This window comes from Amycolatopsis silviterrae (assembly GCF_042684085.1).
Lineage (GTDB): Bacteria > Actinomycetota > Actinomycetes > Mycobacteriales > Pseudonocardiaceae > Amycolatopsis > Amycolatopsis silviterrae.
Window position 1 is genome coordinate 211,324 of sequence record NZ_JBHUKS010000027.1, and the last position, 15,871, is coordinate 227,194.

The 15,871-nt window shown below is 69.9% G+C and carries 11 protein-coding genes; 5 read left to right on the forward strand and 6 right to left on the reverse strand.

Annotated features, from left to right (window positions below; all coding sequences use genetic code 11):
• The first annotated feature begins 243 nt into the window (after nucleotides 1-243).
• Nucleotides 244-3,120 (forward strand): AfsR/SARP family transcriptional regulator, encoded by a 2,877-nt coding sequence (locus tag ACFSVL_RS34830; protein ID WP_378310439.1) that lies wholly within the window; start codon nucleotides 244-246, stop codon nucleotides 3,118-3,120.
• 52 nt (nucleotides 3,121-3,172) lie between these two features.
• Entirely contained in the window at nucleotides 3,173-3,964 is a 792-nt protein-coding gene (locus ACFSVL_RS34835) for a hypothetical protein (RefSeq protein WP_378310441.1), read from the forward strand.
• Between the two features lie 2 nt (nucleotides 3,965-3,966).
• Here ACFSVL_RS34835 and ACFSVL_RS34840 read toward each other — a convergent pair whose 3' ends face one another.
• Nucleotides 3,967-4,425, reverse strand: a complete 459-nt coding sequence (locus tag ACFSVL_RS34840) for a DUF4396 domain-containing protein (protein ID WP_378310442.1) — start codon at nucleotides 4,423-4,425, stop codon at nucleotides 3,967-3,969.
• A 97-nt stretch (nucleotides 4,426-4,522) separates the two neighbouring features.
• Between ACFSVL_RS34840 and ACFSVL_RS34845 the strand changes: the two genes are divergently transcribed.
• The gene (locus ACFSVL_RS34845; protein ID WP_378310444.1) at nucleotides 4,523-6,301 is read left to right on the forward strand and encodes an alpha/beta hydrolase; all 1,779 of its coding nucleotides are present in this window, start codon (nucleotides 4,523-4,525) and stop codon (nucleotides 6,299-6,301) included.
• Between the two features lie 98 nt (nucleotides 6,302-6,399).
• Nucleotides 6,400-7,413 carry an autoinducer 2 ABC transporter substrate-binding protein gene (locus ACFSVL_RS34850; RefSeq protein ID WP_378310445.1) on the forward strand — a complete coding sequence of 338 codons (1,014 nt, stop codon included), beginning with the start codon at nucleotides 6,400-6,402 and terminating at the stop codon, nucleotides 7,411-7,413.
• Here ACFSVL_RS34850 and ACFSVL_RS34855 read toward each other — a convergent pair.
• The 3 genes from ACFSVL_RS34855 to ACFSVL_RS34865 form a co-directional block, all read right to left on the reverse strand.
• Nucleotides 7,410-8,975: an esterase-like activity of phytase family protein gene (locus ACFSVL_RS34855; protein ID WP_378310447.1), complete on the reverse strand. Its 1,566-nt coding sequence runs from the start codon at nucleotides 8,973-8,975 to the stop codon at nucleotides 7,410-7,412. The genes ACFSVL_RS34850 and ACFSVL_RS34855 overlap by 4 nt on opposite strands.
• Nucleotides 8,976-9,064: 89 nt before the next feature.
• Nucleotides 9,065-10,333 (reverse strand): DUF6923 family protein, encoded by a 1,269-nt coding sequence (locus ACFSVL_RS34860; RefSeq protein WP_378310449.1) that lies wholly within the window; start codon nucleotides 10,331-10,333, stop codon nucleotides 9,065-9,067.
• A gap of 3 nt (nucleotides 10,334-10,336) precedes the next feature.
• Nucleotides 10,337-11,098 (reverse strand): bestrophin-like domain, encoded by a 762-nt coding sequence (locus tag ACFSVL_RS34865; RefSeq protein WP_378310451.1) that lies wholly within the window; start codon nucleotides 11,096-11,098, stop codon nucleotides 10,337-10,339.
• A gap of 512 nt (nucleotides 11,099-11,610) precedes the next feature.
• Between ACFSVL_RS34865 and ACFSVL_RS34870 the strand changes: the two genes are divergently transcribed.
• Nucleotides 11,611-12,633 carry a family 2 encapsulin nanocompartment cargo protein polyprenyl transferase gene (locus tag ACFSVL_RS34870; RefSeq protein WP_378310453.1) on the forward strand — a complete coding sequence of 341 codons (1,023 nt, stop codon included), beginning with the start codon at nucleotides 11,611-11,613 and terminating at the stop codon, nucleotides 12,631-12,633.
• A 713-nt stretch (nucleotides 12,634-13,346) separates the two neighbouring features.
• On the opposite strand, the gene ACFSVL_RS34875 is transcribed toward ACFSVL_RS34870, so the two are convergent.
• The gene (locus tag ACFSVL_RS34875; RefSeq protein ID WP_378310454.1) at nucleotides 13,347-14,471 is read right to left on the reverse strand and encodes a CapA family protein; all 1,125 of its coding nucleotides are present in this window, start codon (nucleotides 14,469-14,471) and stop codon (nucleotides 13,347-13,349) included.
• Between the two features lie 79 nt (nucleotides 14,472-14,550).
• Nucleotides 14,551-15,870, reverse strand: a complete 1,320-nt coding sequence (locus ACFSVL_RS34880; protein WP_378310456.1) for a DNA polymerase IV — start codon at nucleotides 15,868-15,870, stop codon at nucleotides 14,551-14,553.
• Between the last annotated feature and the right edge of the window lies 1 nt (nucleotide 15,871).

Genomic DNA, 15,871 nt, shown 5'->3' on the forward strand with positions numbered 1-15,871 from the left:
ATCTTTCCCGCCTTGACAAACACCCGCCGCCCGTCAGCACACTCGGGCTTCGGGGTGCCCCACGCAACCACGGCCCCAGCCGAAACACGTGAAAACAATTCACCCCCGCTCAGGCAAACCCCCCGTGACATCCACCCCCGATATCACCCCTTATGGGGTATTCCTCCCCGAGCGGATCTAGCTAACCCCGGCAAACGCTCCTAGCATGCCGGGCATGGGGACCTTGCCGCCAAGGCGGGTAAATTGATTTCGCTGACCTTCCGGATCCTGGGGCCGCTGGAGGTCATCGCCGAGGGCCGGGCCGTACCTTTGGGCGGCCCGAAGCCCCGTCTGCTGCTGGCCGCGCTGGCGCTGCAGCCGAACATCGTCGTCTCCACCGAAGCGCTGGTCGAAGTCCTCTGGCCGACCACCGCCCCGCGCTCCGCCGCGGCCAACATCCGCACCTACGTCCACTCCCTCCGCAGGCGCCTCGCCGAAATCTCCCCCGACCTGGCCGACCGCATCACCAGCCGAGCGTCCGGCTACCTGCTCACCGTCCCGGAAGACGAACTGGACCACCTCGTCTTCACCCGCCTGGCCACCCAGGCCTGGGAAACCCAAGACGACCCGGAAGCCGCCCTCACCCTGCTGGACGAAGCCCACGCCCTCTGGCGCGGCGAAGTACTCGAAGGCCTCCCGCACGACCCCACCTGGGGTCCGGCTGTCGCCCGTCTGGACGAGCTTCGCCTGGCCGTACAAGAACAACGCCTCCGCGCCCGCCTCGCACTAGGCCGCCACAACGAGGTCATCGCCGAACTACGCGCCCTGGTCACCGAACACCCGCTGCGCGAAGAACTCTGGCACCACCTCATCACCGCACTGCGCGACGCGGGCCGCAGCACCGAAGCCGCGGAAGCGTACGAGCTGGTCGAGCAAACCCTCGCCGACGAACTGTCCGCTAGCCCCGGCGCGGCCCTGCGCGAACTGCGCGCCACCCTCGAAGTCCCGTGCGCCAAGGTCCCGCCGATCTGCCAGCTGCCACTGGATCTGCCGGACTTCACCGGCCGCAGCGAGGTAACCGACCACCTGGTCACGAAACTCCGCCAGCACGCCGAAGCGGAACGCCCCACGATCGTCGTCCTGTCCGGCGCGCCAGGCATCGGCAAATCGTCCATCGCCGTCCGGGTCGCGCACGCGGTCCGCTCCGTGTTCGCGGACGGACAGTTGCATGTAGACCTGGCCGGAACCTCGTCGTCCCCGCGCGCACCCATGAGCGTCCTGGCCGAACTCTTGCGCGCCTTGGGCATCCCGGATTCCGGCCTGCCCCGCGATCTCGCGGAACGCGCCGCGCTGCTGCGTTCCCACCTCGCCAGCCGCCGGATGTGCATAGTCCTGGACGACGCGGGCAGCGCCGCCCAAGTCCGCCCGCTGCTCCCCGGCGCGGGCGCGTGCGCGGTGCTGATCACCAGCCGGATCCGCCTGCCAGACCTCGCCGGCGCGCTTCCGGTGGACGTCGATCTGCTCCCCGAGCCGGAAGCCGCCCGTCTGCTGGAGGGCATCGTCGGCCACGAGCGAGTAGCCGCCGAACCCGAAGACGCCGCCGCGATCCTGCGCCAGTGCGGACATCTGCCGCTGGCGATCCGTGTCGCCGGGGCCAAGCTCACCCACCGGCCGACCTGGTCCCTGCGCATCCTCGCCGACCGCCTCCACGACGAGCACCGCCGCCTGGACGAACTGCGCGTCGGCGACCTAGCCGTCCGGGCAAGCGTGACCCTGAGCTACGACCTCCTGCCCATGTCCGCCGCCGCGGCCTTCCGCCGGCTCGGCGCGCTGGGCCCGGTGCAGTTCCCGGCCTGGGCCGTCGCCGCCGTCCTGGGCCGTTCGTCTGCCGACGACGTCCTCGATGTGCTCGTCGACGCCCACCTGGTCGAACTGGTCGCCACCGACGTCGCGGGCCAGCCGCGCTACCGCCTGCACGACCTCCTGCGCGTGTACGCCGCGGAGCTGGCCGAACCCGGCGAAACCCGCGCCGCGATCGGCCGGGTGCTGGAGGGATATCTGGCGCTGGCGGTAGAAGCCGCGGAACGCATGCCGATCCACTTCTTCGGCCAGTACCACGACGACGCCGGACTGCCCCTGCCCTCGGAAGCGAACCGCCTGCTGACCGACCCGGCCGCGTGGTTCGCCGCCGAACGCGCCACCTGCGTCGCCGCCGTCCGGCTGGCCGCCGAACGCGGTTTCGACGACCTGACCTGGCGGCTCACCGCGGCCCTCACCCCGTACTTCGACCTCCGCGGCCACCAGGACGACTGGCACGCCACCCACCTGATCGCCCTGGAGGCAGCGCGCCGGGCGGGAGCGGTCCGCGGCGAGGCGGTCGTCCAGCGCAATCTCGGCCAAGTCCTGCTGTACCAAGACAACGACGCGGACGCGATGGTCGCCTTCGAAGCGGCACGCGAGCTGTACCAGCGCATCGGCGACCAGCAAGGCCTCGGCGAAGCACACGCCGGCCTCGGCACCGTGCTGCGGATGCAAGGCCAGACCGACCGCGCTCTCGAACCGTGCCACGAAGCGCTGCGGCTGTTCGACGAGGCGGGCGACCCGCACGGCGAAGCGGTGATCCGGATCGCGATCGGCTCGATCTGGGTGGCGCGCAAGTGCTACGCGACCGCGCGCCGCTGGTACACCGACGCGCTGGAGCTGTCCTGCGAAATCGGCGACCGGCACCGGGAAGCCCATGCGCTGCAACGGCTCGGGCTCCTCCACCAGCGTGAGGGCAACCTCGCCGAAGCCCGCGAACACGTCACGCGCGCCATCGCCGTCTTCACCGATCTCGGCGACGATCACTGCGTCGGCTACGCGAACCAGAACCTCGGCGAGCTGTGCCTGTACAGCGGCGATCTCGCGCACGCGCAGCTGCTGCTGGTGAACTCGCTGAGCGTGCACCGCCGCAACGGGGATCGCCGTTCCGAGGCCCACGTGTCCCAGCTTCTCGGCGAACTCCACTCCGCGCTCAGCCAGCCCGAACGGTCCCGCAGCTACGCCGAGCGCGCGCATGCCATCCGTCGGGAGCTGTCGGCCGACCTCCCGGCGGGCGCCCGGCCGCGCAAGACCGGACCGCACCGGATCGTGTCCGCCTGACGCGCGGGCCCGGTTGCGCGGCCAATCCCGCGCGCCGGGCCACGATGCGCTGATGAGCAACAGGAAAGCTGCTGGTCACGTCCTTCTGACCCTGATGGTTATCGCTTTGTCGACCCCGGAGCCCGCCTCGGCCAAACCCAAGCACGGCAGAAGAGTCCTGGAAAGACCGCTGACCTACCGCCTCTACGCGACCCGCGAAGGACTCGTCGGCGGCACCACCTCGAGCGGGCACCGGATCACCGAACGGGACCATTTCGTGGCGCTCCCGTCCACGAAAACGGTGTCTTCCAAGGGAAAAGGGACCTTCACCGTCCGGGTGTGCCGCACCGACGGCACGCGCTGCGAGTACGCGCCAGTGCTGGATGTCGGACCGTGGAACGAACATGACGACTACTGGAACCCCGCCGACCGTCGCGCGACGTTCGGTTCGCTGCCGCAAGGCGTGCCGGAAGCGCAAGCGGCGTACCAAAACGGCTTCAACGGCGGCAAGGACGAACGCGGCCGCACCGTGCGCAACCCGGCCGGTCTCGACCTGGCCGACGGCACGTTCTGGGACGGACTCGGGCTCAAGGGCAACAGCTACGTGGACGTCACCTTCCTCTGGACAGGCAGCTCCCCGGCCAGCGGCGTCGTGACCACCACCGGGGCACCGCTGGTCGTGCGCACGTCCGCGGCCAACGACGCGCCGCCGGCCGGACTGGCGGCCGACTCCGCCCAAGTGCCGATCGAATGCTCCGTCCAGGGCGAACCGGTGGACGGCACCACCCGCTGGAACCGGATCGGCCCCGGACACTATGTGTCCGAGGCCTACCTCCGGGCCGACGCGGCCGTGCCGTCCTGCTGACCTCAGTGCTGGTGGTGGGCATGCACCACGGCGTGCCCGCGGCCGCGGCCGATCATCCACTTGTTGACCGGAACCGTGACCACGAAGGCGATCGCGAGCGACAAGGCCAGCGACAGCCAGAACAACCAGCTCGACAGGCCCGCGTCCATCGCGCCCGGGATCGCCACGACGACCGTATTGTCGATGACCTCCATGACCGCGATCGACACCGTGTCGGCGGCGAGCGCGACCTTGAAGGCGGCGGCGAACGCGAGGCCCGACTTGAGCACGCCGCGCATGGTGAGGGCGTAGCCGAAGACGAACGCCAGCGCGATCGACAGCACCACGGTGGCCGCGTTGTGCAGGCCGAGCGCGGTGCCGAGAACCATGCCGAGCACTTCGCCGATGGCGCACCCGGTGAGGCAGTGCAGCGTCGCCTGGGCGGCGGTGGACCAGGACGCTCCGTGCTGGTGTTCGTTCATACCGGTCACTATACCCCCCAAGGGTATCAATCGCACAAGGTCGCCCGATGTGATGACTGTCGCCCGGAGGCTCCGGCGAATCGGTATAACCGGAAGGGTGGTGATCAACTCGCCGCGCCGCCGCGCCGCCGCATTCGTCCTCGTTCTCCTCCTTCTCCTTGTCGGAAGCTTCCTCAGCGCTCCAGCCGCCGGCGCGCGCTCGTCCTCGCTCAAGTGGGGCGAATGCCCGGCCGGGACGCCGCGGCAGGTGTCGTGCGCGAGCCTGCGGGTGCCGCTCGACTACGCGAACCCGGACGGCGAGCAGATCACCCTCACCGTCTCCGGCATGGGCAGTCTCAGCTCGCCGCACTACCTCCTGGTGAACCCCGGCGGGCCGGGCGCGTCCGGGCTCGGCACCGAGAAGCTCGTGTTCAGCCAGCTGCCGCAGGAGGTCGCCCAACAGTACGCGGTGTTCAGCTTCGATCCGCGCGGAATCGGTTCCAGCACACCGGTTTCGTGCGGCGACACCGCGAAGCTCACGCCGCATCCGGCCGCGCCGTACCAAGCCGGCCTTGAGCAGGAACGGAATCGCGAGGACCTGGCCAGGCAGATCGCGGAGCAGTGCGCGGCGAACGGGAAAGACCTGCTCCGGCACGTCACCACGGAGAACGCCGCGCGGGACATGGACCGGATCCGCGCGGCGCTCGGCAAGGACAAGATCGACTATCTCGGCTATTCCTACGGCACCAAGCTCGGCGCCACGTACGCGACGCTGTTCCCCGGGCACACCGGCCGGATGATCCTGGACAGCGTCGTCGACCCCACGGTCACCACCTATCAGACGCAGTTCCAGCAAAACGCTGCCTTGCAGGCACGGGCCGAGCAGCTGTTCGCCTGGACCGCGGAGCGCGACAGCACGTATCACCTCGGCGCCACCACAGCCGCGGTGCAGACCTCGTGGAACGAACTGCGCGACAAGCTCGCGGCGCAACCGGCGGACGGCAAAACCGGAGTGTCCGAATTGGACGATCTGCTGTCGTCCGCGATGTACGGCGACGGGGCGTGGCCGTCGCTGATGCAGGCGGTCGCGAGCCATCGCGGCGGGGATTCCACCGGGCTGAACGTCGCCGCCGGACAGGCCCAGTACGCGGTCGATCCCGGCCAGCTCGCCTACAACTGCGCCGACGCGGGCTGGCCGCGCAACTGGGCGACCTGGCACGCGGACACCGCGCAATCGGCCAGGACCGCGCCGCTGTTCGCGTGGCTCAACAGCTGGTACAGCGCCCCGTGCGCGTTCTGGCGGGCGCCGCCGTCGCCGGAGGTCCGGATCGGCTCGGCACCCGTGCCGCCGATCCTGTTGCTGCAAGGGAAAGACGACCCGGCGACGCCACTGGTCGGCGCGCAGCGGATGCACCGGGTGCTGCGGGGTTCGAGCCTGCTCGTCGACGGCGGCGGCAACCACGCTGCCTACCTCAACGAGCCGAACCCGTGCATCGACGGCCCGGCCGCGCACTATCTGCTGACCGGTGAACTGCCGGAGGACGGGACGTGTCCGCCGGGTGGATCCGAGGCTGCCCCGTCCGACCCTGCCCCGTCCGACCCTGCCCCGTCCGACCCTGCCCTGTCCGACACTGCCCCCGCCCCGGCCGACTCTGGCCCGTCCAGCACTGTCCTCTCCAGCGCCGCGCCATCGGACACCGTTCTGTCCAACACCGCCTTGTCCCACGCTGCCTCGCCCGGCACCGCCCCGCCCAACACTGCCCCGCCCGGCACCTCCCTATCCAACGCTGCGCCGCCCAGCACCGCCCCACTCAACGCTGCCCCGCCCGGCACCGCCCCATCCGCCACCGCGCTGTCCGAAACCGCCCCGCCCGCCGCTGCCCCGCCCGGGGGTTGAACTCGCTTCCGTAACCGTTTGGTCGCGTTCGGTTGACCCCTTGCCGCCGCTGGCCCTACCTTCGGCTGCCAGGTCACATTGCCGGGGAACGGTGGGGGATGCGAGGGCGGACCAGAACGCTCGTGCCGGGCGCGGCGCTGCTGACGGCAGCGGCGATGCTGATCAGCAGTTGCTCGTCGGCCATACCGGACTCGGGCCCGGGACCCGCGAAGATCGCGTTCGTGCCGAAAATCGGCGGGATCCCGTACTTCGACGCGATGAACGCGGGCGGCATGCTGGCCGCCGAACGGCTCGGGGCGAAGTGGATCACCCGCGCCCCGGCGACGGTCGACCCGGCCGCGCAGACCGCGATCCTGCGGCAGCTCATCGCCGAACGCGTGGACGTCATCGCGGTGGCCCCCAACGATCCGGCGGACCTGGCCCCGACGATCGCCGAGGCGCGGGCGAAGGGCGTCCACGTGCTCACCACGGACACCGACGCCGCCGGTTCGCAACGCGAGGTCTTCGTCAACCAGACGACGGCCGAGGGCATCGGCACCGCGCTGGTCGACTCGCTGATGAAGAAAACCGGCGGTGCCGGCGAGTACGCGATCATCTCGTGCGGGCGCGCCGCGGCGAACCTCAACTCGTGGATCGAAGCCGAGAAAGCGTATGCGGCGCAACGCTATCCGCGCGCGAAGCTGGTCGAAACGGTGTACGCCGACGAGGACACCACCACCGCCACGAAAATGGCGAAAGACATCCTCAACCGGCATCCGAAGCTCACCGGGCTGATCGGCCAGTGCACGACAGCCACGCCGGGCATCGCGCGAGCGGTGCGTGACCAGCAGAAGATCGGCCAGGTGTTCACCGTCGGCACCGGCACGCCGCAAACGATGAAGCCGTATCTGGTCGACGGTTCCTGTTCCATGACCGTGCTGTGGAACGTCGAATCCCTCGGTTACCTCACCGCCTGGACCGCCGAGCAGCTCGCGACCGGCACCCCGCTCCGGCCCCGCAACAACGTGAGCCCGGAGCTTCCCGCGGTGCGCTACGACGCGGCCACCCAGACGGTGCTGCTCGGCGATCCCCTGCTGATCACGCAGAACAACGTGGACCAGTTCAAGTACTAGCGCACGTCGATAGTCACGGTGAGCGTGCGCGCCCGCGCCGGCAGCTTCGTCATGTCCACCCGCAGGTACTCGCCGTCGTCCTGACGGCCGTTCGGCTGCGTCTTGGCGTGCAGCGTGTACGGAGCCGCCGAGTTCGCGACGCCGTCGATGCCGAAGTCGCTGTCGTTGCTGATCACCACGGTACGGCCGCCGTCGGTCGTCGCGACGCCTTCGATCTTGTCGTGCCCGAAGAAGCCACCGCTCGGATCCAGGCCGGTCACCAGTCCGCCGAGGTCGAGAAACAGCTTCTTCGCCACCGGCGTCACGCCAACCTTCGCCAATGCGTCAGCAGCTTCCGCGGTCGTGGCCTTACCGACGTACGCCTCAATGCTCTTGCCGCCGCCGACGAGCAGCCCGCCCTTGGCCGCGTCGTAAGTCGCGCCCGGCACCTTCGCCGCCGGCCCGAGGTCGGTCGCCTTGCTCAGGTCGATCTCGAACAGCTTCTTGTACGCACCGGGCTCGGCCTTGCCGTCGCGCTCGTCCACGAGGAACCGGGTCGCCGACAGCGCGGTGATCTCGGAAACCGCGGCGCCGGTCTCGTCCGGGTTGTCGAGCAGGTAGGCGTACTCGTGCGTGGCACGGGTCCGCAGATCGACCGTCACGATCCGCAGCGCCGGGACCTTGCTGGGCTTCTTCGTGAGATCCGGCTGCTGCAGCGCGGACTGCATGATGCCGACGAGCGTCCGGCCGTCCGGAGTGAGCGCGAGCCCCTCCATGCCCTTGTTGGGCACGCGGTTCTTCAGTTCACTGGGCAATGAACCATTGAACGGAGACAGCCGCTCGATCGCACGGCCGTCAGCGCGGAAGTGCGTGATGAACGGGCCGTACTCGTCCGACACCCAGAACGTCCCGTCGCGCTGGGCGATGAGCCCCTCGGAGTCGTAACCGTCCGGCGAGGCGGGCAGCTTCGCGCCGTTGAGGTCCACGATGGTCTCGCCGGTGTTCGCCAGGGTGCTGACCTGGCCGTTGTACGGCGAACCGTCGGCCGCGCGCAGCGGAATATTCCGTTCCAGCACGGCTTTCCCGCCCCGGAGCCGGAACTTGCCGACGGCGGGCGTGAACGACGGGATCGGCTCCACTTTGGACCCGTCCGGCGCGTCGACGTTCGGGCCGCGGTCGGTGAGACCGTAGAACTCGTCGAGCGAACCCGGCACCGGCGTGAGCGCGGAACCGTACCCGCCGCCGGTGATCTTGACGCCGCCGACGGCACCGAGCGGCGGCAAGGCCGTCGGGTACAGCCGGACCGCGTCGCTGACGGTGTAGGTGAACGTGTCGCGCCCGGTGAACCCGGCGGCGGGCGTGTAGCGGAACGATCCGTCCGGGCCGATGGCCAGCGCGCCGTGCCCGGGGTCGGTGTGCCGGACGACCGCACCGTCGCGCTGCGCGTCACCGCGCACCTGCAGCGTGTGCCCGGCCCGCACCCGGTAATGGTCGTCCGGACGCCCCTTGGCCTCGGCCGGCCCCACGACGGCCAGCGGCAGCACCAGCACCCCGGCGACCAGCCCGATCTTCACGCGTTTCATCGGTCTCTCCTCCTCTGGCGTCGCTTCGACGCCCGACGGAGTCTCAACGGCCGAGTTGGACAACGTCCGTCATCGAGACGACTGCCGCGTTAACGAGCACGCCGTGCCCGAGCCGCTACCGCACCCGCCCCGACGATCAGCAGGATCGTCGTGATGCCCCAGCGCCGCTGCTTCTTGACGGTTTCCCCCGCTTTCGCCGCGCGTTTCTCGGCCTGCTTCTGGACCGCCTTCACCCGGGTGACGCGCGGCGGCTCCGGCGGGCTCGGCATCGGTATGGGCTGGATGATCGCGTCCGGCGGCTCCGGGGTCTGCGTCGGGGTCGGAGTCGGAGTGGGCCGAACCGGACTCGACGACGGCGTCGGTGTCGGACTTGGCGACGGGCTTGGACTTGGGGTCGGCGACGGAGACGACGATGTCGAAGACGGCGGCGTTGACGACGAGGACGGCGGCGAGGACGGCGTAGGACTGGCCGAGGTCGACGGCGTCGGAGAAGGCGAAGACGACGGCGGGGGCGGTGGCGGCGGCGGGGGCGGTTCCGCCAAACACCCCGCCCCGTCGGAAATCGCCAACGACGGCCCCGTACTCACCTCGACCGCGACCCCGCCGTCCAGCCGATACGTGACACTCCGCCCGTCAATCCAGTTCGCCGTAGCGTAAAGCCGGTGATCCGGCCCGAACACGACCGAACCGTAAGTCGCGTCCGGAAACTTCTCCCCCGGCACCCGCGTGACCCGCCCGCTCACCGGGTTCACGGTAACCACCGCGCCGTCCCCAGTGGACGAAACCCCATACAGCAGACCATCTTCCGGGTTGTACGCGAAATCGTCGACCCCTGACGCGAGCCACCACGGCTGCAACAGCAACGGCCCAGTCGCGGTAAGATAGCCGGAGCTGCGCGGATCAACGTCCACTGTGTACAGACTGGTTCCCTCTTTCACATACCAGGAATTGCCCGACATCGCCCCGGCCGTCGCACCGGTCACCCAGCTCCACACCCCGTGGTGCGTCTGGCGGCCAACCGGGCCGAGATCGGTCAGTTCGCCGTCGGAGTCGATCCGCACCGCGTGCCAGCCGTCGTGGAACCGGCCGTTCGCAACGCCGTACGTGACGTCCTGCGAAGCCGAATACGCGATCGCGTTCAGCGCGAAAGGACTGTGGTGCAACAGATGCCGCGCGCCAGAGGGCAACCTCAGCCGCATGATGTCGGACGACACTCCGTCCTGGCTCTCGACCTGCAGCACCCGGCAGGACGCCGCGGCCGCGCGCTGCCGGGCCGGGGCCAGCCAGCCGGACGCGACGAGCAGCCCGGCGACCGCGGCCGCGGCGGCCACCACAGTCAGGTACCGGGAACCCCGCACCGGTCAGCCGAGCCGCGAGATCGCCGCGACGAACGCGTCCGGATGCACGTTCGCGCTTCCGGCATAAGGGTTCTGCAATTGGTAAATCGCGTACAGCAGCACGACGATGGTGCCCGCCAGCGTCGACACGATCACCAAGTGGGCGGCCATCCGCGTGCCGCCGAAGAGGTTCGGCAGCAGCACCGAGATCACGCTGCCGAGGATGAGCGCGAACCACATCACCGGGCCGACGCTGTCGGTTTCCACGCCGGTCAGCCGCGTCTGGCGGGCCTGGTACACCTGCCAGATCTCGTCCGAGGCCCGCCGCTTGAGCTCGGTCGTCCACTCGTCACCACCCGGCGCGGCGGCGATCGCGCGGCGCATCTGGTCGAGCTGGGTCCAGCCGGTGGCCGGGACCGGCCCCTCGACGACAAGCTGCGGCCATTCCCGCTGTGCCACCGTGGTCGCGTATGCGATGGAAAGCCGGCGCACCTGTTCCCCGGTGTCTCCGGACAGCGCTTGAGCGGACCAGGTGGCCGCGACCAGGTTGTCCGCCTCGGTGTAGGAACCTTCGCGCGCGGAGGAGACCCCGTCGAAGAGCGAGATCAGCACGAACGCGATCAGCACCGCGTGCAGCCCGCCGACGATGGTGAACACCTGGCCCGCTGCGTCGTTGTTGTCGCGCCGCCCCTCGTCCCAGCCGAAACGCCGCACGAGATAGCCGACCGCCGCCGCCGCGATCGCCGCGCCGACGACCCAGAACACCCCGGTCACGTAGACGTTCATCCGGTTCCTTTCGCGCGGGGAAATACGCTGGCCGACGCTATCCAGCCGATTCCGGAACGGACAACGGCGGAACGCGCGATTCAGCCGGGTGGTCGCCCGGGGCCGCCGCGGTTCGCCGGATCGGAGCAGCGGGCCGGACACGCGTTCCCCCGATTGCCGTTGCTCGGCAAAGGAAAAGACCCGGATACCGGCCGCATGCGCACGACCGGGTTACGGCAGCGGACCCACCGTGACGCGTACGTGGTTGTCAGCCCGACAACAGCGTCGGCGAGGCCCGAAATAAAGCTCCGGCAAACAGGTGAATCGAACCCGGCTACCCGATCGAGTGATTGTCGGCGTGATCCGACTTGCTAAGTTGATGCGCGGCGCCGCTTACGATTCGCATTCCTTCGCCCGCTCCCGGAAAACACTCTCCCGGCGTATTCGACGTTAGGTGGTTTCGCAGTGACCGTCCCGTACCCCGCCGCACTGTCCACTTTGGCCGCTGCGCCGCGCAAGGAAGCGGAAGAACGATGACGACGGTGGACGCGCGCACCGGAGCCCGCTCGGTGGCCGAGGTGCTGGACTGGAGCCGGAGCCGATGGGAACCGGCGATGCGCGCGGCGGTCGACCGGCTGCCCGTGTCGATGCGCCGGATCGCCGGCTACCACCTCGGCTGGCGGGACGAAACGGGAGCGCCGACGACCGCGTCCGGAGGCAAGGCGCTGCGCCCGGCGCTGGTGCTGCTGTGCGCGGAAGCCTGCGGCGGAGACCCGGTAGACGCGATCCCGGCCGCGGTGGCCGTCGAACTGGCGCACAACTTCTCGCTCCTGCACGACGACGTGATGGACGGCGACCGCACCCGCCGCCACCGGCCCACGGCGTGGACCGTGTTCGGCACCGGACAAGCGGTGCTGGCCGGCGATTCCCTGCTCACTCTCGCCTTCGACGTCCTGTCCGCGGACGGCCCCGCCGCCGCGCGCCTCCTGAGCACCGCGGTACTGGACCTGCTGCACGGCCAGCACGAAGACCTGGCCTTCGAACAACGGTCGAACGTCGAAGTAGCCGAATGCATCAGGATGGCACAGGGAAAAACGGCGGCCCTGCTCAGCGCGGCCTGCACACTGGGCGTACTGGTAGTCGGCGGCCGCGGCGAACACGTCGAACGATTCGGCCGATTCGGCCGCTCGCTCGGCCTGGCCTTCCAGCACGTCGACGACCTGCTAGGCATCTGGGGCGACCCGGCGGTCACCGGAAAGCCGGTCTACTCGGACCTGCGCAGCCGCAAGAAATCGCTGCCAGTGGTCGCCGCACTCACGTCAGGCACCCCAGCCGGAGAGGAACTGGCGATGCTGTACCGCCACCCGCTCCCCGACGACTCCCTGGCCAAAACCGCAGCCCTGATCGACGAGGCCGGCGGCCGAGCCTGGAGCCACACCCAAGCCGACGAACTGCTCACCGACGCCCTCACCGCCCTGACCGCCGCCAACCCCGCCCCGCGCCCGACAGCCGAACTCACCGCACTGGCCCAGCTCATCACCCGCCGGGACCACTGACCCAGACGACCGCCCCGCCCTAACCCGGGCAACCGTCCGCCCTGGACAACCGTCTGTCCCGGGCAACCGCCCAACTAGGGCAACCAACCGCGCCCGACCCGGGCAACTGCCTGTCCCGAGCAATCGTCTGCCCTGAACAACCGCCCTGGACGATCGCCCAACCAAGGCGAACGTCCGCCCGAGGCAGCCGTCCGCCTCGGGCAACCGCCCAACCCGAACCATCATCTGCCCCGGGCAACCACCCAACCAGGGCGACTGCCCAACCAGGACGGTTGCCCGACTCGGGCGACCGCCCAACCCGAACGATCATCTGCCCCGGGCAACCGCCCGACCTGGACGACTGCCCAACCAGGACGACCGCCCGACTCGGACACCCACCAGGTCAACCGTTCAACCAGGACGACCATCCGCCCGCCCCAGGCGAACGCCCAACCAGGGCGAACGTCCGACCCGGGCAAACGTCCGACGGAGCGAACGCCCGACCAGTACAACCGTCCAACCAGGGCGACCGCCCAACCCGGCACCCAACCAGGGCAGTCGCCCAGGCCGATCGCCCGCCCAGGGCACTCGCCCTATCCCGCAGGGAGCACCCCGGCAGCCTCCAGCGCACCCGGCCGATCGCGCCACCACCGCACCGGACACTCGCGCCGCCCCCACCGGAGCCCCGGCCCGCGTCCAGCGCCCCAACGCCACGACGGACCAGCCCCGAACCGTCACCGCCCCGGGCGGCTCAACCCGTCATCCCCCGCACCCCGGGACAGCACCACCTCGTCGGTATTCGCGAGCGCTTCCTTCCCCCGCGGAGCAGGCGGCGCAGTCGTAAGGTCGCGCAACCGGATCGGCGGCCCAAGGTCGATCAACGTAGGCACGTACTCGGCCTTGTCCACCGTCCACTTCCCACCAGCACGGCTGAACCGGAACCGCGCCGCGACCCCTTCCTCAGTGGACCCACGCGGTTCGTCATGCCGGGCAACCTCATTGCCCAGCCCGAACGCCACCCACTTGCCGCCGACCTTCTGGAACGGCTGCACCACATGCGCGTGATGCCCGACGATCAGGTCGAGATCCGGCGACGCCGTCAGCTTCTGCGCCAACTGCTTCTGCTCAGCCGTCACGTCATGCTGATACTCGACCCCCCAATGCAGACTCGCGATCACGACCTCCGCACCGGCCGCCTTCGCCTCGCGTGCCGCGCCAAGGATCTCGTCGGGGTCGATTTCGTTGGCCAGCCACGGCTTCCCGGCCGGCCGCTTGATCCCGTTGAACCCGAACGAATACGACAGCTGCGCGACCTTCACCCCGTGCACGTCCAGGATCAGCGGCTTCCCGGCTTCCTCGGCCGAACGCGCGGAGCCGGTGTGCTTGAGCCCGGTCTGGTCGAGCTTGTCCAGCGTGCGCTGGACACCCGCCGCGCCCTGGTCGAGAGTGTGGTTCGAAGCGGTGGAACAGGTGTCGTATCCGGTGTCCTTCAAGGCATCCGCGATCTCCGGCGGCGCGCTGAACGACGGATACCCGCTGTACGGCCCGCCTTCCGGCGCGAGCGGCGTTTCGAGGTGGCAGATCCCCAGATCCGCGCCGGACACGAGCGGTTTGACCCCGGCGAACAGCTGCCGGTAGTCGATTTTCCCGCCGCCGTCCGCCTCGGCCTGTTCGGTGAGCCGCGGGTGGATCAGCACGTCCCCGGTCGCCACCACGGTGAACGAATCCGGCGAAGCGGAAGACGGCCCGGCCGAGGGCGGGGGTCCGTTCCGCTGCGGGGCGGCTTCGCTCCCACACGCCGTCAGCATCAGCGCGACCCCGGCGAGGGCGGCGGCGCGGCGCATGTTCGTCATGATCATCCCCTTTGCCCGACTGCCCGGCACATCCTTCCTCATCACTCTTGTGGGTTAACACCCCGGTCGTGACCAGGCAAAATGCTCAGGCTAGGCAGTCGGAGGGCTGCCCGCGAGTCAGCGCCGGATCGGTCTGGTCGAACGTCCGCGCGACCCCCGGCCCCGACGTGCGCGTCTCGAACCGCACGGTCACCCGGCCGTGCCCCGCGCCTTGCACCCAGCCCGTGCCGTGCTCGGCGTGCACCACGTCGTCGCCCGGACGCCACCCCGAAGACGACACTGGCGCGCTCCCGCCCGGCGACGGAGCCGAAGTGACCACCGGCTCCTCCGTCGCGGCAGGCACGGCCAGGCTGAACAAGGCGTCCTGATGCGGCACCGAAAGCCCGCTGAACGCGACTCCCGCCAGCCGCACGCCGCCGAACTCCTGCGGGTCGAGCAGCAGCCGTTCCGCAGTAGCCGCAAGCTGTTCGAGGTCGTCGGTGGGCGACGCGGTGGTTTCGGAACGGGTGACTGTGCTCATGTCCGTATGCCGCAGCTTGATCACCACCGTGCGCGCGACGCGGCCAGCCTTCACCAGCCGGGCGTGCGCGCCAGCCGCGATTTTCCGTACTTCCGCCCGCAACCGGACGAGGTCGACCACATCGACGTCGAACGTCGTCTCTGCGCTCACCTGTTTGGCCTCGCCCCGTTCCGCGACCGGACGGTCGTCCAACCCGCTCGCCAGCCGCCGCAGGTCGCGGCCGACCACGCCGCCGAGCGTCGACACCGCGTCCGGCTCCGGCAACGCCGCCAGCTCGCCCAAGGTGAGAATGCCGATCGTGCGCAGTTTTCCTTCCGCCACCGGCCCGATCCCCCACAACGCGCGCACCGGCAGCGGGGCCAGGAACTCGCGTTCGGTCCCCGGCGGCACGACCAGCAGACCGTCCGGCTTCGCCCGGTCCGAGCCGATTTTCGCGACCTGCTTGCCGGTTCCCGCCCCGATGGACGCGGTCAGCCCCGTCTCCGAACGGATCCGCGCCCGCAGATTCTCGGCCCACTCGGTCACCTGCCCGACCGACGCGCCGGCCAGCGCGGGCGGTTCCGCGAACGCCTCGTCGAGCGAAATCCGTTCCAGCACCGGCGCGACTTCGCCGACGACGTCGAAGACCTGCTTGCTCAGCACCTCGTACAACCGGAACCGCGGCGGCAGCACCACGCCGCCCGCCGGAAGCAGCCGACGCGCCTGAGACATCGGCATCGCCGAACGCACGCCGTACTTGCGAGACTCGTAACTCGCCCCGGCGACGACTCCGCGGTGCCCAGTACCGCCGACCACCACCGCTCGCCCGCGCAGCGTCGGCCGGGTGAGCTGTTCGGCGGAAGCGTAGAACGCGTCGAGGTCCAGGTGCACGACCCAGCGGGACATG